Consider the following 18,983-nt stretch of genomic DNA (forward strand, 5'->3'; position numbering starts at 1 on the left):
GCCCGGTGTCGATATTTCGTCAGGCCTGGGCGGCCAGGACGCGCCGCTCCCAGGGAGTGATTTCATCCTGGAAACTGGTCAGTTCCATGGTCTTCGAAGCGATGTAGCCTTCGATGAACTCCTTGCCGAACAGTTCCATTGCCAACTGGCTACGTTTCAGACGCTCGAGCGCTGCATGCAAGGTACAGGGTAATGAAAGTTTATCCGGCACCTCGAACTTTCCCTGGATCGGCTCATCGGGTTCCAGCTGGTGCTGGATGCCATACAAGCCGCACGCCAGGCTCGCTGCAATTGCCAGATACGGATTGGCGTCAGCCCCCGGCAAGCGGTTCTCGACCCGACGAGCGATTGGCGAACTGGCGGGAATACGCAATCCGGCCGATCGGTTGTCATGGGACCAGCAGGCATTATTCGGTGATGCGAAGGGATGGTACAAGCGCTGGTACGAATTCACGTTTGGCGCAAACAGCGCAGTGAAATCCGCCATGCCGGCTTGCTGACCGCCGATGAAATGACGGAAGGTCGCGCTCGCTTGACCGTTTTCGTCGGTGAAGACATTCCGACCCGTAGCGACCTCGACGATGCTCTGGTGAATGTGCATCGAACTGCCGGGCGTATGCGCCAGTGGCTTGGCCATGCAAACCACGATCAGGCCGTGCTTGAGCGCGACTTCCTTGAGCAAATGCTTGAACAGGAATGTCTGGTCGGCCAGCAGCAAGGGATCGCCGTGCAGCAGGTTGATCTCGAACTGGCTGACGCCCATCTCGTGCATGAAGGTATCGCGGGGCAGGCCCAGCGCCGCCATGCATTCATAGACCTCGCGGAAGAACGGCCGCAGGCCATTGTTGGAACTGATACTGAACGCCGAATGCCCGTCCTCGCGACGACCGTCCACGCCAGTCGGTGGCTGGAACGGCTGGGTCGAATCGGTATTGGGCGCAAAGACAAAAAACTCGAGCTCGGTCGCCACCACCGGCGCCAGGCCAATGGCCGCGTAACGCGCGATGACCGCCTTGAGCTGGCCGCGTGTGGAAAGGCTGGAACTTTCGCCCGTCAATTCGTCCGCATCACAGATGGCCAATGCCCGAGGGTGTTTGCTCCAGGGCAGGCGGTGGATCTGCGCCGGGTCCGGGACCAGTGCGAGGTCGCCATCATCGCAGCCGTAAAAACGCGCCGGCGGATATCCGCCCATGATGCATTGCAGCATCACGCCCCGTGCCAACTGCAGACGGCGCCCTTCGAGGAAGCCTTCGGCAGTCATCACCTTGCCCCGTGGTACGCCGTTCAAATCCGGCGTGACGCATTCGATCTCATCAATGCCGGTCAATCGCTGCGCGAGTGAACCCAGGCCATCGGTTGTCATGACGCAATCCTTGTTTTTATACGAGCCGCGAGCGGCGACTCGTACAAAATAGGCTCCGCGTGTTCAGAATATCAAGCACGTTACGCAAATATGTAGGAGCTGCCGGAGGCTGCGATCTTTTGATCTGTTTTTAAAAGATCGCAGCCTCCGGCAGCTCCTACGGAAGATAAAGCCTGAAGACACCGCCGCCCAGAGAGCCGCCATTGCTGATTTCCGTACGTCCCCCTACGCCGTTACGTTGATGCAACGCGGCGATCCGACCGGCAAAGTACAGACCCAGGCCGGTGCTGCCAGTGCTGTGATTGATACCCTGAACGTACTCGGCCTGGCGCTCGATCATCTGCGGGGGATAACCGTCACCGTCGTCGTTGATGGTCAGGACCAGTTGCCCGGCTTCGTCGCTGGCACAGATCAACACCGCATGACGGGCATGACGGATCGCATTGTTGATGGTGTTGGCCAATACAGAAGCAATCAGCTCGCGGTCGAAGAAGCCCAGGGGACACAAGGGATCGACTTCGAACGTAGCGGCAATACCGCGGCTGACGAACACGTCTTGATGACAGGCCAGTTGCGCTTCGATGAAGTCATCCAGTTCGTGGTAGGCCGGCTGCAGGGGCATCTGGTTGACCCCAAGTTTGTACAGGCCCAGCAACTGCACCAGCATGCCATTGAGGTGCGCGAATTCGAATTCGATCACACCCTGCTCCGGGGTGTGGCGCGCTGACACCGGCAAGTTCGCCAGGCATTGGCTGTGGGCCTGCATCAGCATGGCCAGCGAGTTCTTCATGTCATGTACGGTAGAGGCAATCACCGTCGAGAAATCCAGTGCCTGTTGCTGCTCGTTCATTCGCCAAATGCCTTGTTCTTGAGCTTTTTATAACGCGCAAAACGCGCGTCGGTGTCCGGCATCAAGCCGACCATTTTCAGGCAGGCTCGACATTCCACCATTTCCGCCGAGGGGGCAGTGGTATCGGTGCCGTGCAGCAACGCTTGCGCGAGGTTCAACGCGATACTGATGTTCTTGGGCTGCAGCGCCAGGGCTTTGCGGAAAATTTCCCGGGCCTGCACCAGGTCACCGGTCTTGTACACGCGCACGCCCTGGCGATTGAGATCGGCCGCAACGTTACCGGAGTTGAGGATGCTCGGATCGTCGGTCAACTTGGCAATGCCCTTCATCACCGCAGGATCGTCGCCGTAGATCTCCGCGCAGTTTTTCAACATCGAAGCGCCCGCACTCGCCTGACCCAGCATCTGCAATTGTTTGGCCACCAACAGCGCCGCTTCGGCACTCATGAACTGCTCCATGCCATCGAGCCGCATGATCGCTTGTTCGGTCAGTTTTTCCGCGGTTTCGGCGTCGTTGATCAGCAGACTGGTCGCCTTCATCAATCGCGCCCTGATTTGCAGACCGGGATCGGACGGATTTTCCTTGGCCACAGCACTCAGGGTCGTGTTGATTTCCAGACGAGTCCGGGTATCCAGGCCTTTTTCACTGCCCTTGCTGATCAATGCATGAGCCAGTCCAAGGTTGCTTTCCGCATCCTTGAAACGTGACTGGGCCCCCTGGGCAACCGCCTGGCGGTAGGCTCTGGACGCCGTGTCAAAATCTTCATTGGTCATGGCCAGTTTGCCCAGCTGCGCTTGCCTGCGCACGGCCAGTGGTGACAAGCGAATCGCCTCCTCCAGGACGCGTTGGGCGGCCTTGGTATCCCCTTCGGCAACCAGCACCTCGGCCATGCCATCATAGAGCGCGGGCATCATCGGGAACACTTTCAGCGCTTTTGCATAGAGGGCTTTTGCCTGGGTGACCTGACCGCGTTTGAACAGCAACTTGCCCAGCCCGGCAAAGGCCCAGGGCAAGGGTCGATCGGCAATGATGCCATCGTAGAGACGCTCCAGCACCTCATTCTGATTGAGGTCACGCAGGGCATCGGCGCGGTAGCGCAAGCACAACGGCGAATAGCGGATGTCCTGTTTGCACAAGGCGATGCAGGCATTGAGTACTTCAACCGGCTTGCCCCGGTCCAGGGCCTGCAGTATCGGCTTGAGCAACGTCTTGCGCTGCACCAGTCGCTCCAGGCGCTGGGCCAGGCCGGAACGGTTGAAGGGCTTGGTCAGGTACGCATCAGGTTCGTGTTCCAGGGCGCTGAGCACCATGGCCTGGCTGGTTTCAGCGGTGACCATCACGAATACACTTTCGTGACTGATCAGTTTGTCGATCATCAGGTCTTCGAGCACCTGCTGACCGTTCTTCTTGCCATCGCCCAGGTGAAAGTCCTGCAGGATGAAATCGTAGGATTTCTGCGAACACATCTTCAGCGCCTGTTCGCCAGTGTCAGCCGTGTCCACATCCTTGACACCAAGCTCGCGCAGCATCGACCTGACCGAACTGCGGAAATCCGAGAAATCATCGACGATCAGAAAACTCTTTTGGTGATACGACAGCATCCAAGATTTCCAGGCAATTTAAGAAGAAGAACCGAAAGGCGAATGCACGAACAAGATCAGCTTCACTGCCCTTTATGGCGCGCAGATGATAGCTGTTCGCCATCATCCATCAAGGGATTTCTGTTGAAACCGTGATGAGCATCGCTGCGACCTTCTGGGTTATCGGCCAGCAGTAGGGATCTCTTGAATGATGTAGGAGCGAGCTTGCTCCTACAGGGGGAGGAGCCAGAAAGACAAAACCCCTACCTGCATGCGCAGATAGGGGTTTTGGAATTTAATCTTGACGATGACCTACTCTCACATGGGGAAACCCCACACTACCATCGGCGATGCATCGTTTCACTTCTGAGTTCGGGATGGGATCAGGTGGTTCCAACGCTCTATGGTCGTCAAGAAATTCGGGTACTGAACCGTTTTTCAACGTTTCAGCAAATTGGGTATGTGACAGCTGGTGTTTTGTGAGTATCTCGAACTTTCGGTTCTTTCGTCTTCACACACCGCAATCTGGCCTCTCTCGAGTTCGCAAATTGCTTGGGTGTTATATGGTCAAGCCTCACGGGCAATTAGTATTGGTTAGCTCAACGCCTCACAGCGCTTACACACCCAACCTATCAACGTCGTAGTCTTCGACGGCCCTTCAGGGGACTCAAGGTCCCAGTGAGATCTCATCTTGAGGCTAGTTTCCCGCTTAGATGCTTTCAGCGGTTATCTATTCCGAACATAGCTACCCGGCAATGCCACTGGCGTGACAACCGGAACACCAGAGGTTCGTCCACTCCGGTCCTCTCGTACTAGGAGCAGCCCCTCTCAAATCTCAAACGTCCACGGCAGATAGGGACCGAACTGTCTCACGACGTTCTAAACCCAGCTCGCGTACCACTTTAAATGGCGAACAGCCATACCCTTGGGACCGGCTTCAGCCCCAGGATGTGATGAGCCGACATCGAGGTGCCAAACACCGCCGTCGATATGAACTCTTGGGCGGTATCAGCCTGTTATCCCCGGAGTACCTTTTATCCGTTGAGCGATGGCCCTTCCATACAGAACCACCGGATCACTAAGACCTACTTTCGTACCTGCTCGACGTGTCTGTCTCGCAGTCAAGCGCGCTTTTGCCTTTATACTCTACGACCGATTTCCGACCGGTCTGAGCGCACCTTCGTACTCCTCCGTTACTCTTTAGGAGGAGACCGCCCCAGTCAAACTACCCACCATACACTGTCCTCGATCCGGATAACGGACCTGAGTTAGAACCTCAAAGTTGCCAGGGTGGTATTTCAAGGATGGCTCCACGCGAACTGGCGTCCACGCTTCAAAGCCTCCCACCTATCCTACACAAGCAAATTCAAAGTCCAGTGCAAAGCTATAGTAAAGGTTCACGGGGTCTTTCCGTCTAGCCGCGGATACACTGCATCTTCACAGCGATTTCAATTTCACTGAGTCTCGGGTGGAGACAGCGCCGCCATCGTTACGCCATTCGTGCAGGTCGGAACTTACCCGACAAGGAATTTCGCTACCTTAGGACCGTTATAGTTACGGCCGCCGTTTACCGGGGCTTCGATCAAGAGCTTCGCGTTAGCTAACCCCATCAATTAACCTTCCGGCACCGGGCAGGCGTCACACCCTATACGTCCACTTTCGTGTTTGCAGAGTGCTGTGTTTTTAATAAACAGTCGCAGCGGCCTGGTATCTTCGACCGGCGTGGGCTTACGCAGCAAGTGCTTCACCCTCACCGGCGCACCTTCTCCCGAAGTTACGGTGCCATTTTGCCTAGTTCCTTCACCCGAGTTCTCTCAAGCGCCTTGGTATTCTCTACCCAACCACCTGTGTCGGTTTGGGGTACGGTTCCTGGTTACCTGAAGCTTAGAAGCTTTTCTTGGAAGCATGGCATCAACCACTTCGTGTTCTAAAAGAACACTCGTCATCAGCTCTCGGCCTTGAAATCCCGGATTTACCTAAGATTCCAGCCTACCACCTTAAACTTGGACAACCAACGCCAAGCTGGCCTAGCCTTCTCCGTCCCTCCATCGCAATAACCAGAAGTACAGGAATATTAACCTGTTTTCCATCGACTACGCTTTTCAGCCTCGCCTTAGGGACCGACTAACCCTGCGTCGATTAACGTTGCGCAGGAAACCTTGGTCTTTCGGCGTGGGTGTTTTTCACACCCATTGTCGTTACTCATGTCAGCATTCGCACTTCTGATACCTCCAGCAAGCTTCTCAACTCACCTTCACAGGCTTACAGAACGCTCCTCTACCGCATCATCCGAAGATGATACCCGTAGCTTCGGTGTATGGTTTGAGCCCCGTTACATCTTCCGCGCAGGCCGACTCGACTAGTGAGCTATTACGCTTTCTTTAAAGGGTGGCTGCTTCTAAGCCAACCTCCTAGCTGTCTAAGCCTTCCCACATCGTTTCCCACTTAACCATAACTTTGGGACCTTAGCTGACGGTCTGGGTTGTTTCCCTTTTCACGACGGACGTTAGCACCCGCCGTGTGTCTCCCATGCTCGGCACTTGTAGGTATTCGGAGTTTGCATCGGTTTGGTAAGTCGGGATGACCCCCTAGCCGAAACAGTGCTCTACCCCCTACAGTGATACATGAGGCGCTACCTAAATAGCTTTCGAGGAGAACCAGCTATCTCCGAGCTTGATTAGCCTTTCACTCCGATCCACAGGTCATCCGCTAACTTTTCAACGGTAGTCGGTTCGGTCCTCCAGTCAGTGTTACCTAACCTTCAACCTGCCCATGGATAGATCGCCCGGTTTCGGGTCTATTCCCAGCGACTAGACGCCCTATTAAGACTCGCTTTCGCTACGCCTCCCCTATTCGGTTAAGCTCGCCACTGAAAATAAGTCGCTGACCCATTATACAAAAGGTACGCAGTCACAGAACAAAGTCTGCTCCCACTGCTTGTACGCATACGGTTTCAGGATCTATTTCACTCCCCTCTCCGGGGTTCTTTTCGCCTTTCCCTCACGGTACTAGTTCACTATCGGTCAGTCAGTAGTATTTAGCCTTGGAGGATGGTCCCCCCATATTCAGACAAAGTTTCTCGTGCTCCGTCCTACTCGATTTCATGACTAAGAGATTTTCGCGTACAGGGCTATCACCCACTATGGCCGCACTTTCCAGAGCGTTCCGCTAATCTCAAAGCCACTTAAGGGCTAGTCCCCGTTCGCTCGCCACTACTAAGGGAATCTCGGTTGATTTCTTTTCCTCAGGGTACTTAGATGTTTCAGTTCCCCTGGTTCGCCTCTTGCACCTATGTATTCAGTACAAGATAACCATCTTATGATGGCTGGGTTCCCCCATTCAGACATCTCCGGATCAAAGTCTGTTTGCCGACTCCCCGAAGCTTTTCGCAGGCTACCACGTCTTTCATCGCCTCTGACTGCCAAGGCATCCACCGTATGCGCTTCTTCACTTGACCATATAACCCCAAGCAATCTGGTTATACTATGAAGACGACATTCGCCGAAAATTCGATTGTGCTCTAAGAGCAACTCACAAATTTTACCTTAGCCTGATCCGTTACCAGTGAAAGTAACGTTCAGTCTATCTTTCTATCACATACCCAAATTTTTAAAGAACGATCTAATCAAAGACTAGAAATCAATATTCACTTCAGAATATTCATTTCTAAACTCTAACAGCAGAAGCAGTTATGGTGGAGCCAAACGGGATCGAACCGTTGACCTCCTGCGTGCAAGGCAGGCGCTCTCCCAGCTGAGCTATGGCCCCATAACAAAATTGGTGGGTCTGGGCAGATTCGAACTGCCGACCTCACCCTTATCAGGGGTGCGCTCTAACCAACTGAGCTACAGACCCAATTTCGAGCGCAACTGATTAGCTAAGAGCTATCAGCTTGGAGCTTAAAGCTGCTTCTATCGTCTTCTTCAATGAATCAAGCAATTCGTGTGGGAGCTCATGGAGCAGCTGAGTCGTCGATTAAGGAGGTGATCCAGCCGCAGGTTCCCCTACGGCTACCTTGTTACGACTTCACCCCAGTCATGAATCACACCGTGGTAACCGTCCTCCCGAAGGTTAGACTAGCTACTTCTGGTGCAACCCACTCCCATGGTGTGACGGGCGGTGTGTACAAGGCCCGGGAACGTATTCACCGCGACATTCTGATTCGCGATTACTAGCGATTCCGACTTCACGCAGTCGAGTTGCAGACTGCGATCCGGACTACGATCGGTTTTATGGGATTAGCTCCACCTCGCGGCTTGGCAACCCTCTGTACCGACCATTGTAGCACGTGTGTAGCCCAGGCCGTAAGGGCCATGATGACTTGACGTCATCCCCACCTTCCTCCGGTTTGTCACCGGCAGTCTCCTTAGAGTGCCCACCATTACGTGCTGGTAACTAAGGACAAGGGTTGCGCTCGTTACGGGACTTAACCCAACATCTCACGACACGAGCTGACGACAGCCATGCAGCACCTGTCTCAATGTTCCCGAAGGCACCAATCCATCTCTGGAAAGTTCATTGGATGTCAAGGCCTGGTAAGGTTCTTCGCGTTGCTTCGAATTAAACCACATGCTCCACCGCTTGTGCGGGCCCCCGTCAATTCATTTGAGTTTTAACCTTGCGGCCGTACTCCCCAGGCGGTCAACTTAATGCGTTAGCTGCGCCACTAAGAGCTCAAGGCTCCCAACGGCTAGTTGACATCGTTTACGGCGTGGACTACCAGGGTATCTAATCCTGTTTGCTCCCCACGCTTTCGCACCTCAGTGTCAGTATCAGTCCAGGTGGTCGCCTTCGCCACTGGTGTTCCTTCCTATATCTACGCATTTCACCGCTACACAGGAAATTCCACCACCCTCTACCATACTCTAGCTTGTCAGTTTTGAATGCAGTTCCCAGGTTGAGCCCGGGGCTTTCACATCCAACTTAACAAACCACCTACGCGCGCTTTACGCCCAGTAATTCCGATTAACGCTTGCACCCTCTGTATTACCGCGGCTGCTGGCACAGAGTTAGCCGGTGCTTATTCTGTCGGTAACGTCAAAACAGCAAAGTATTAATTTACTGCCCTTCCTCCCAACTTAAAGTGCTTTACAATCCGAAGACCTTCTTCACACACGCGGCATGGCTGGATCAGGCTTTCGCCCATTGTCCAATATTCCCCACTGCTGCCTCCCGTAGGAGTCTGGACCGTGTCTCAGTTCCAGTGTGACTGATCATCCTCTCAGACCAGTTACGGATCGTCGCCTTGGTGAGCCATTACCTCACCAACTAGCTAATCCGACCTAGGCTCATCTGATAGCGCAAGGCCCGAAGGTCCCCTGCTTTCTCCCGTAGGACGTATGCGGTATTAGCGTCCCTTTCGAGACGTTGTCCCCCACTACCAGGCAGATTCCTAGGCATTACTCACCCGTCCGCCGCTGAATCAGAGAGCAAGCTCTCTTCATCCGCTCGACTTGCATGTGTTAGGCCTGCCGCCAGCGTTCAATCTGAGCCATGATCAAACTCTTCAGTTCAAACATCTTTGGGTTTTGAGAAAACCCTAAACTTGGCTCAGCAATCGTTGGTTACATCTTTGATTTCTCGCGGAGTAACTTGTGATGCTGATAATCTGTTGACTAGCAGTCTGACCCCACAAGCACCCACACGAATTGCTTGATTCAGTTGTTAAAGAGCGGTTGGTTAAGATCTTTCGTCTCAACCGAGGCGCGCATTCTACAGCAGCCTCATTTGCTGTCAAGCGGTATTTTTCAGAAGTTTTCAAGGAATCCTTAACAACTTCAACCACTTGCGCTTCAGATCTCTCATCAGCGGGAGGCGAATTCTACAGCGTTACACGCTGCTGTCAACACCTCTTTTTCAACTTCCTTCGCGCCTCGATGAACTGAAGCAACCTGCTGTCAAAACTACGTAACTCGTTGTTTACCAAGGAGTTTTCCGTTTCGACTGCGCCGGAAGTGGGGCGAATTATAGGCTTCCAGAATCTGCCGTCAACCACTGATTTACTATTTCTATCAAAAATGCATTTGAAACGGGAAATAACCGCCCCTTCTATATAGAAGAGGGCTCCAGGCAATCACCCATATGAAAAAGCCCTGCCAGATACCTATCTGAGCAGGGCTCTTTATACCTGAAGCAATTCGTCTGCCCCCCCCCCACCTGGACGCACAAAGGCTGGGTGAGCGAATCATGAACTGCTGAAGGCTGGATGTATGTGGTGTCCCAGGGCAGGTTCGAACTGGTATCTGGCACCCCATAGTGACAGACGCATCATTCAAGCCGCCAAACGCCTGTTTACCCGAGTTTTTTTCAAACGAGAGGACAACCTAAAGCGTGCACCTAGGTGCGCATTGGAAAAAAACCTTGGCCCCAGCTTAGAAAAGCGCCAATTTCGGATCGAAAACCTACAAGCAAGGCTGCTACCCAGTCAGGATGAGCTAACTACCATCCGACGCTGCGGCGGTGAGAGAAAATTTCCGTGCGCCAGGAGCGTTCATCATCGTCATTTGGGTTGCCTCTGGGTTCGTAGATGTCTCGGGGACTCATATGTGAGGTGCCATGTGTTGCCATGCTTTGACCCGAAGAATTCACCTCGACTCGGTCAAGTAAATGACTGAGCGCAATCCTATCGTTGCCGGAGTGGCCGCTGGGCATGTGAGTGTGCAGCTAAGACTGAATCAACCACTACAGCAAGCTTCAGCAACAGCGGCTGCAAAACAATGATCAGCAGGCTGAGCTGCGCTAACCAAGCCCTAGCGGGTCACTGAAGAGCAAAATATCCCAAACAAGCCGCCACGTATTTTGCTAGGGAGTGTCGCTGAAGTACGCCTTCATCAGCCAGTTGCTGCGGAATGCTCCATCCGACGGCCGTGTCTGACCTTTAAAGTACATCCTATTGGCTACTACGGCTGTTTGGCAGAACCAAAATCTGCGCGTAGGAAGGACGACCGTCAGCCAGTCGGCCTCATCAAGCTTACCCGGCTGGAAAGTGACGGAGTATTCGGGTAGCGCAAAATATGCGACAACCTACGAGCGTTGAGAGAGCTGCGGTCAGCATGAAGCTGCCAGACTGATACGCATCAAAGGGTTGCAGTCTCAGACGGGGCATCGGCATCCCCCAGGAAAGCATGGCGGTAAATCTGCCTTGGCCTCAACGAATTTACTGAGCGGCAGTACGATTTGGCTGAACCGAGCAAGGTTTGCTTCACCGACATCACCTATATCCGAACGTATAGAGCCTGACGATACTTGGCTGTGATGCTCGATTTGCTTTAACGCGAATCGTGGTTTGGTCAATTACGTTGCAAGTGACCACCGAGTTGGCTACCGATACGCTACTTATAGCGATCTAGAAGCGCAAACCGAAGCAAGAGGTAGTGATTCGCTCTGATCAAGATAGCCAGTTAAGCAACTCCTACCGGTGCAGCTTTCTTAAGTCGTACGACTTTATTGCCAATATTTGCAGCCAAGGAAACTATCATGACAACACCGTGACAAGGTTTTTTCTAGTTACGAGCGCGAAAAAAGATCATGCGGAAATCTACACCTTGCGTCGAAATGCTCGCGGTGTGCTCGATTACATCAAAATGCTATATTATCGAATACGTCAACACGGCTTCAACAGTCAGCCAAATGCACTATGCAATATGCTTAGGCGTGTCTAAAAATTCGGGGGAATTCAGATCTCTACTCAACTGATTGCAACCTTCGCTATGGCCTTAGAACAAGTTATTGCTTACAGCGCGAACCAGTCAGGTGCGAGGTAGAAAAATGACACTGAGCGACCTCAATATTTTAACTTATAGCGAGCATTTCGTAATTTATCGGGTGCCTTTGCCAACGTATAGCACGTCCGTTTTTTTCAAGATATAAGCTTGGAGCGCCACTTTAAATATGAGGAATATAATGAACCATTAACAATTACAGGTCTCATCGCACTCGGCTCGACCAGAGTACCATTCTCCACAATATAAAAATTCCTAAAATGCTTTAGGAGACTATCAACTATCATAAAACCTGCCTCAGACTCATAAAGAGCCTTTGAATTTTGACTATCAGAAGTCTCTTCGGACTCTGAGAGCACCATGAGCTCCAGATATTTCCTCTCTAACACATCATACTTATTCGACAACACTAGCAACTCAAAACGTAATTTTCTCTCGACCTCACGCTCATGCTTCGCATCCAATTCAGCGCCAAACCAGCTATCTAAATATGACCTATATACTTTAGAACGCAACAAAGTTGACGAATGACAGCGCCTAGACAAATGGACACGGCTCAACGGGTTAAGAGCCTGCATATTTTGTTGCTCAACTGCTGTAATATCCTCAGCAACAGATCTAGCCAAATAAGTAATTTTCTCAAATTTAAGCTTTCTACGACGATAGCTAGCAAGTATTGTTTCTATCGTGTCACACCTTTCACTTAAAGAAGCAGTTTTCCAAGAGGATGGATCATTCATGCTACCCCCCTAATCCCTTTCATTTTTATTTGCATTAATAATTTCAATACTACCTTCGTGTGATACCTCAAAATGCAATCGCCATTCGTCTTGCCCCATATTGATTAGTGAAACAAACTCCTCAACATCGAAATCGGTAAAGCCTATCCTCGCTCTAAGCATGGATGCTAGCCTCGTGGCGGTCGAATATTGCGCGGGCATCAAAGCGGCTTCCAAGAGCTTTTTATCTTGGACTAAAAGCAACCTTGTAGCCTTTTCAATTTTATATTGAAACTCAACACTCGAGGAGTCCTCGTACATACAAACTTCTGCCAATCGACTAAAAAAGAACTCAGGTGAATCCACAGCTACCTCATAGCGTTCAATTTGCTCTAACGCTATCCTGCGATCTATCGCAATCAAATCAGACTGTTTTTCTGCATCCTTACGAATGATTTGGACTTGAGCCCAAAGCGACTCTTCTAGAGCGAGCCAGGCCACAGCAAGCTTGGCTTGTTGATTTAGATGTAGGATTAATGAATCTAAATCTTCAGTAGTGAAACCACTATTCATCCGACGCTTTTCTAATGCATCAGACAAACTACAAAAATCTTCAACTGCCTTCTGTCTAGCTGCTGACACCTCTGGCAGGTGAAATATCGAAAACAATGCATACGGGCATGCCGGACAAATTTTAGTACCGTTAAAAGCCTTCAAAATTTCCGGCGGGCAAATAAAACCCTTTGTGCAAATGTGACTAAAGCACGATTTTATATTCGAATTAGCATCAGATGCAATAATGTCAGGCGTGAAACTCTTGCCACCATCCAGAGAGCCAAAACTTGGTGACAATAAACCATAATGCTGTAGTTCGAGTGGCTCATTGGATAAAAGCTCTTTACGAATATCATCCAGCATCTTGCCAAGGCTAATATTTTTTGTGCCGCCAGCAAGTGCCCCGAGCGCATCTTTTCCATTGAATGCTCCTTGAATTTTTCGTCTTAACAAGTAATCTCCCTTGTTATATTTTCGAACAGTTCCAGCTGTTTGCCCAGTCAACAACACCATAGCCTCGGGACAAAGAGCAACACTCATAGAGGTGACAAATGAGGCCCTCGCACCATGCGGTGTGACCTTACAACGAAAGGAAATTGGGCAATAATCCCCGACGTAAACTTTTGCGTTCGCCGCGCCCTTTATGACCTTAACATCAGAATCAGCAACCCCTAGTAAGAATTCATCCCATGTAAAAAAACCTCCATTTTTCTTTAGAGGCAAATACGCAACAATATTTGGCATCGTTACGCCCAGATACTTAACCCAACTCTGAAAGCTTAAACATTGATAGGCCCAAAACTCATAATACGTATAATCAGAGAAGGGTGCACCTGTTCGGGGGTCATGCGCAAATATAGGCGAAATCAAGCCCCATTTCGATTTAGGATTTCGTTCATAGAAAACTTTTTTGCCAAATCCCGAAACCCCTAAACACTTTAGTTCGTCGCGCCACTCAACTTGCGCATCAAGCAACCACAGCATTTGCATAACGGTTATGACAACTAATGGAACTTTAGATATTTTATCCGTATTTAACCAAAGGCTAACCAACTGAAGTGGATGCTTTGACCCCATGTAGGCGACCAAATTATAAGTTGTTGAGCAAAGCCATTGAGCGGTTTGAGCTCTAACACCAACTTCCAGCATAAAAATACTGAATCTCGTAGCTCCTGGATTAAAATACGACCTACCGCCATGATCAAAAAATATGAACATCATTGGATGAACATATTCAATAGGCCTAAACCGATCATCAACTAGTAAAAAAGGGATATAGCCAACATTAGAGAAACTAAATAAACGATTTTCTTTTTTTGCGCATTCAAACTCTTTTCGAAAAACCATCTCATTCATAGCAGCCCAGCCGGATATTGACTCTATGGCATATAAAAAATCAACAAACAACAACAATTGCTCCCCTGGAAAAATTTGTTTTACCACTCGGGAATATGATTTGCTTTTCGGAAGCCAGTAAATAGGCTGAACTATACTGTCACAACCAGGCATCATCGGCAGAGCGATCATCACCTTAAAAAAAACCCTAAGCGGGTTAAGCATGGCGTATGATTTAGGCCACCTCATTTCGTCATAAAACTCAATAAGTGAAAGAGCCCGATGCTCATTACCTCTCAACTCGCATCGATAGTGCACAAACCCTCTAAATAGGTTCGGCGCGCCAGGGTACAAAAAATTTGTTGCGGGATTTGCCTTCATCCAAAGAGGCAAATATATAAACAAATACAAATTCAGCCTACCAAATGTTGTCTGATAAGCCTTACTATTCTCGAGTCCTTTGTGAAGTAGAAAGAAATCAAAAGCTTCCGACCAACACTTGATTGCCAGCGCAATATCAATTGCAGGATTTACCAAGCCGGAAATAGCTTCGATACTCAACACAGAAATATTATCAAAGAAAAATAAAGAATCAGATACCTTATTATCGGATACAATTTTTCTCACTACAGAAAGAGGATCCTTGCACTCAATAATTGCGCCCTCTACAACCTTGATCAGATCGTTGATTCGCAATCTTTCCTTGAGCAATAGATGATCTGAGTCTTTCCAGTTCCTTACATCCTCAGAAATCCCATTAGGAAAGAAGCTCATTAAACTATTTAAGATGGCCTGAATGGGAAGCCTAGCTGAGCCGGTTTCTTTGTGCTTTACCGCTTGAAAGATAATCCACTCGTCAAGATCCGCACAATTTATGCATTCAGGGGAGTACCAGGTTGATGCTAAAATCAATCGTCGCCCAGTCTGAAACAACCTGTTATTGCTATTTTTAAATGAGTCAGAACGATGCTGGTAGCTAAGTGTCTGACTTCGTAGTATTTGGAATCGCTCTATCATCGGACTATATAACCCACCGTTGGCCGCAGCATAGTCTTCTAACCACCCTGCAAGCGGGGGAGAAAATTCCACAGGCAATAGGACTGCCTTATATTTATGCATCAAAATAAAAAATAACTTCAACAAAACTCGTCTGGCTCTAACATGACCAATCCCTGCTAGTCGATTGCTGACTTCAAAACCTTCAATCAAAGGAAATTTAATTCCCTCTTTCTCTGCGACGCGTGAACAAAACAACAACCATAATTCCATTACCTCTTTTATGTTCCGCCCCTTACCTAAACAGCACTTCATATCCTCCGCTGCGGTTTTGAAACACGTACGTCGTTTTACGTTGGGGGCGGTGCAGTTAACACAGATCTCAATTGCTTTTGATAAACACTTATCAAAAAGCATAGCAAGCTCTTGCCCTACTTTCAGAAAAATCACCCCCCCAGTTTTGTTTATCATTAGGATTTTCTCCGATCAAAGCTAGCGCGAAAATCAGCCAAGCGATCCTCTAAATACTTTATTCTCAACCCAAGCTCTGATTCCGGACTATTATTTCTCCGAGAGATATTTGCGAAGTATATTTTTTCAAGCAACTTCTCATAATCGGTTACAGCGTATACGCGTAATGCATCAACACTTGAATGGCCTGTAAGAGCCATCAACTCAAAATCATCTAAGCCTATCCCTGAAGCGTGCTCTACATAGTTTTTCATAAAATAGATATAGCTGTGTCGCAAACTGTGAGGAGCCAAACTTGAATAATCAACACCATACCTCTTACATATTATCTTCGCCGCCCTGACAAATGGCCTATAAATCCCAGAACAATAATCCGACAAGAAAAGTGGTTTACCGGAATCGGACTGAAATACAAAATCATGAGGTACACCTGCTTTTGCCTCATGCTTTTGATATTGTTCTAAATGTTCAAAGAACAATCTTCCATAAGGCTCGAGAAATACTGTCAAAGGAGTATTTCTACCTTTCCACTCTAATTTTTTTACTTCTCTTTCTGACAATCCAACGTAGCTAGATCTCTCTCTAGATTTTGGATCAACAGCTAGTACAGTCCGCCGGCCAAAGTCAATATCCGCCTGCAGTATCTGATCAGCTTCTGACTCTCTTATTCCAACTCCTGCAAGCAGTGACCATAGGGCTGCATCACGGTGACAACCTGCTGTATCTATGAGTTCGCTAATACATTCCATCGGGAAAAATTTTGGAGGAATAATCACACTAGACTTAACACCCATATGAGCAGTCAAGCTCGCTTTATTTTTCAGCTTTTCACTAAAATTCCCCGTATCTATAACAGGAGCTTTTTTTACCCCGATTGTTTTCAATTCGACCAAACTACTTAACCATACAACTACTTCATGCTGACTCTTATCCTCGACTTCGATACCAGATTCTGAATACTCAGCAAACTTCAATTTCTGCCTGGCTGCTTCATCCACAAGTATTTTTACAGCATCGTGATAGGCAATAGCACTATCTCGGCTAACCATGGGGGAGCATTTTTTATCATTAATTTTGACTACTATGCTTGTCGTGGATTTACCTCCATAGATCAGATAGTCTCCATAACAAAGGTACAGAGTTTTCACCGACAGTTCGCTCGCGCCTATAATTTTTAGCCCTGTAAAAATATAATCGAGAAAAGTTATCACTCGATATATGTAGTCACCAATTGTATTGCCACTATAATTAGAATCAACTAAATACTTGCAAAACACGTCAAAGAAAATAAACTGCGCACCCACCGATCCAGACCTGAGAAAATATAACTCAACGATATCTTTCCCCCTGTATAAACTTCTTATAGATATGAAATTGCGTAGCATTTTCCTTACCTCCTTACCAAGCTCATTAATTCATCACATGCTTCTAATACTTAAGAAAAAGAATTCAAATTTTAAAATAACTTATATCAAAGAAAAATATCGACTCTTCCATATTTCCTAAAAAGGAAATTTTCTTTCAAGCAAGGCAGTGGGTATAGAAATAGCCAAGTGCGAGAAAAGCGTATCGATGCAGGATAACCTGCAAAACAACTAATCCATCCAATACATATTCATTTAAACATCAACAACAGAACCAAGCCCGCTGGGCCGCATCCGGCGATTACTACATTGCCCTCTGCGTAGGCCTAGTAAGTGCAGGAAGAGGTGATTTCGACCTTCCACCGGTAGATTATGGGGATTATACAGTCAGCGTAAGAGTACGCTTGCCACCCTCACTTTAGGAAACATCGGGCTCTTGGGCTTACCGCTCCTATATCTCAACATCCCAGCGCCACTTCAAACCTCATCATCCTCCCCCTCATCATCGTTCTCCTCAGTGATTCGATAAAATCCGCTCCAGGGTCGTCCGCAAAAGTTTGGCAAGTCGTCGGGGCGCCAAGAGTTGAGCACACTGAAATAGCTGCAGGCCACACCATGTTTCAGTTGTAGTTGCTCACAGAGGACTTTGACGATCTCCTGGCGCTCTCGTAGATCCCTCCGACGATCTAGCTCATCTAAGGTACCGATATATCGCCCCAGCTTATTGACCACCACCCGGCCAACCTTGATGAGAGCCCGAACGTATGGATGGGTATTGTCTTCAAAGTAAATCCAACAGCCACCGCATTCACGTGTCACTGTTTTCGAGGTGGATAACTCAAGTTTAGATACTCGAGCCGAGAAGTCTTCAAGAGCTTCGACAGCAGCTTCATCGGAGACGACCATGCAGGATTTGAAGTCAAAGTAGGCTGCCTGAACCGCAGATTTCTTGGCGACCTCAGAGAGCCCATCCAAAGTCGCTGGCAGACGCTCGCAGACCAGAAGGTGATCAAAGTGGCTTTCCGATACTATTTGCTGGTCGATCAGGGACAAAATGTCATACTGGAGCCTGCGGGCGTCCGCCTGAGTGGCTACGACTATCCCGATCCCTGACCACCTCTTCTGCGTGAGCTCCAATCCTGGCAGCTTATCCCCAAGGCAGCCGTTATCTTCCATCTTAGTTATCGCGTGGTGATAATTCCGGGTGTATGGCCATCGCCACTCCGAGGGCATTGCTTGGTCGTTGAACATATCCAACTGACAGACGACGTAGCGAAACTCATTCCGAAGGACGTCCTCCTGAGTTACAGCGACTCCAGGATTGCTCTTCTGTAAGAATGCTCGCAGGTCACCTCCTTGCACTACCTGCTCTGCGCCCTCTCGCTCCGCTGAGCACATGGGGAAGGTGATCGCATACTGAGTGACGGCCTTGTTGACTCCTTCTACACCTTCTCGAACCGCAACCAGGTCGGCAACGCTAAAGTTTGAGAAGCAAACGGCTGGCTGAGTCCCATGGATCGTCTCATACCCGTTCCGGATGCCAAAGGTGGCCCAAATATGATGAAAGCGTATGGCGACCCTGAGCAGGAAACGTGCTGACCATTCGTCCTCTGCCCAACAGTTTGTGGAAAAGCTTTCTGGTACGAATCGCGGACACGAATTGCTAGACAAATCAACATCTCGAAAATAATGGGCAATTCGAGAGCCTTGATGGGCATTGTTTTGGCCTGGCATTTCACTCTCCAATTATTCGCAAGCGAGCCTACCCGCCCCTATGAGAAAAAGGTTTGTTAAGGCGTAGCCACAGAGACACTACCGACAACAAAAAAGCTAGACCAAGCCCGCACTCAGGGCAAGTTTTTTTTGCAAAAAAAATCAATTTTTCTCTTTAAAATCAATGATTAGCTATATATTGACAAAGTAATCGAAGTTAAAAAATCAAAATACATAAATCTCAACAACTCACAAACACTGAATAAACCATAAAAATACAATCAGTTATAAAAAATCAAACACCCCACTGAAAATA

The 18,983-nt window shown here is 49.1% G+C and carries 7 protein-coding genes, 2 tRNA genes and 3 rRNA genes; all 12 read right to left on the reverse strand.

The window, feature by feature from the left end; all coding sequences use genetic code 11:
• Positions 1–19: 19 nt before the first annotated feature.
• The 12 genes from DKB71_RS26200 to DKB71_RS26255 all read right to left on the reverse strand — a co-directional run bounded on the left by DKB71_RS26200 (position 20) and on the right by DKB71_RS26255 (position 18,688).
• Entirely contained in the window at positions 20–1,261 is a 1,242-nt protein-coding gene (locus DKB71_RS26200) for a glutamine synthetase family protein (RefSeq protein ID WP_408601157.1), read from the reverse strand.
• Between the two features lie 259 nt (positions 1,262–1,520).
• Complete coding sequence (locus tag DKB71_RS26205) at positions 1,521–2,213, reverse strand: sensor histidine kinase (RefSeq protein WP_408598340.1); 693 nt, start codon at positions 2,211–2,213, stop codon at positions 1,521–1,523.
• Positions 2,210–3,814 (reverse strand): response regulator, encoded by a 1,605-nt coding sequence (locus tag DKB71_RS26210; protein WP_408598342.1) that lies wholly within the window; start codon positions 3,812–3,814, stop codon positions 2,210–2,212. The genes DKB71_RS26205 and DKB71_RS26210 overlap by 4 nt, the downstream gene beginning before the upstream one ends.
• A gap of 278 nt (positions 3,815–4,092) precedes the next feature.
• A 5S ribosomal RNA gene (gene rrf / locus DKB71_RS26215) occupies positions 4,093–4,208 on the reverse strand.
• Positions 4,209–4,356: 148 nt separating this feature from the next.
• A 23S ribosomal RNA gene (locus DKB71_RS26220) occupies positions 4,357–7,250 on the reverse strand.
• A gap of 235 nt (positions 7,251–7,485) precedes the next feature.
• Positions 7,486–7,561, reverse strand: a tRNA-Ala gene (locus tag DKB71_RS26225).
• 10 nt (positions 7,562–7,571) lie between these two features.
• Positions 7,572–7,648: transfer RNA gene (locus DKB71_RS26230), tRNA-Ile, on the reverse strand.
• Between the two features lie 121 nt (positions 7,649–7,769).
• Positions 7,770–9,306 (reverse strand): 16S ribosomal RNA (locus DKB71_RS26235).
• Together the 16S, 23S and 5S rRNA genes with 2 tRNA genes alongside form the textbook arrangement of a ribosomal RNA operon.
• 2,345 nt (positions 9,307–11,651) lie before the next feature.
• Positions 11,652–12,254 (reverse strand): hypothetical protein, encoded by a 603-nt coding sequence (locus tag DKB71_RS26240; RefSeq protein WP_408598344.1) that lies wholly within the window; start codon positions 12,252–12,254, stop codon positions 11,652–11,654.
• Between the two features lie 9 nt (positions 12,255–12,263).
• A complete protein-coding gene (locus DKB71_RS26245; RefSeq protein WP_408598346.1) occupies positions 12,264–15,590 on the reverse strand; it encodes a hypothetical protein in 3,327 nt (1,108 codons plus the stop codon).
• Entirely contained in the window at positions 15,590–16,975 is a 1,386-nt protein-coding gene (locus DKB71_RS26250; RefSeq protein WP_408598347.1) for a tyrosine-type recombinase/integrase, read from the reverse strand. Before DKB71_RS26250 ends, DKB71_RS26245 begins: the two co-directional genes overlap by 1 nt.
• Positions 16,976–17,431: 456 nt before the next feature.
• Entirely contained in the window at positions 17,432–18,688 is a 1,257-nt protein-coding gene (locus DKB71_RS26255; protein ID WP_408598349.1) for a DUF4427 domain-containing protein, read from the reverse strand.
• Between the last annotated feature and the right edge of the window lie 295 nt (positions 18,689–18,983).

It is taken from the genome of Pseudomonas sp. PLMAX, assembly GCF_046042685.1.
GTDB lineage: Bacteria > Pseudomonadota > Gammaproteobacteria > Pseudomonadales > Pseudomonadaceae > Aquipseudomonas > Aquipseudomonas putida_AE.